Source organism: Amycolatopsis sp. lyj-23, from assembly GCF_046549135.1.
In the GTDB taxonomy this organism is placed as follows: domain Bacteria; phylum Actinomycetota; class Actinomycetes; order Mycobacteriales; family Pseudonocardiaceae; genus Amycolatopsis.
Window position 1 is genome coordinate 1 of record NZ_JAJPWN010000051.1, and the last position, 1,176, is coordinate 1,176.

1 protein-coding gene is annotated in these 1,176 nt (G+C 62.0%); it reads right to left on the reverse strand.

Going from position 1 to position 1,176, the window contains the following annotated elements; genetic code table 11:
- Positions 1–37: 37 nt before the first annotated feature.
- On the reverse strand, positions 38–1,176 hold a 1,139-nt coding region (locus tag ACLJPY_RS50120; RefSeq protein ID WP_410598085.1), incomplete at its 5' end, for an IS256 family transposase.

Consider the following 1,176-nt stretch of genomic DNA (forward strand, 5'->3'; position numbering starts at 1 on the left):
GGGTCTATCCCGTGATCGGTGTTTCCGGCGTTGTTGATCAGTAGGTTTCGGCTCCCGGCCAGCGGTCACCGAAGGTGATGGCGAACGCGTTGATCACTGGCTTCCAGCGCATCGTCCATCGGGCGCGGCCGGTCCCGGTCGGGTCCAGGCTGCGAGTCACAAGGTACAGGCACTTCATCGCGGCCTGCTCGGTCGGGAAATGCCCCCGCGCGCGGATCGCCCGCCGGTAACGGGCATTCAGCGATTCGATCGCGTTCGTGGAGCAGATCATCGTCCGGATCTCGACGTCGTAATCGAGGAACGGCGTGAACTCATCCCAGGCGTTGCGCCATAGACGAATAACCGCTGAATGCTTCGCGCCCCATTTCTCTTCAAATTCGTCGAGAGAAGCCACCGCGGCATCCGGACTGGGTGCAGTGTAGATGGGTTTGATGTCGCGTTTCACTGCGTCCCAGTCCCGGCGGGACACAAGCCGGAAGGTGTTGCGAATCAAGTGGACAATGCAGGTTTGCACAACAGTTTGCGGCCAGACGTTCATCACGGCATCGGGCAGGCCTTTGAGGCCGTCGCAGACGAGGAAGAACACGTCGGTCACGCCGCGGTTTTTCAGGTCGATCAGCACGCTCATCCAGAACTTCGCGCCCTCACCGCCGGTGCCCATCCACAGGCCCAGGACGTCCTTGTGACCGTCGATGGTGACGCCGATGGCGGCGTAGACGGGCCGGTTGGCGACCTGGCCGTCGCGGACCTTGACGTGGATAGCGTCGATGAACACGGCTACGTACACCGGGTCGAGCGGACGGTTGGCCCAGTCGTTCATTTCGGCGAGAACCTTGTCAGTGATCCGCGAGATCGTTTCCTTGCTGACCGAGGATCCGTAGATCTCGGCGAAATGCGCCGAGATATCTCCCGTGGTCATGCCTTTCGCATACAACGACAACACGATCTCATCCACTTCGGTGAGCCGACGCTGCCGCTTCTTCACGATCTGCGGTTCGAAGGTGCCCTCCCGGTCCCGCGGTACGTTGATCCCGACTTCGCCCGCGGCGTCCGAGACCACCGTTTTCGGCCGGGTGCCGTTCCGCACGTTCGTCGACTCGCGGTCTGGGTCGGCCTGGTTCTTCTCGTGCCCGAGGTGCTCGGTCATTTCCTCGTTGAGCGCGGTTTCCAGCACGT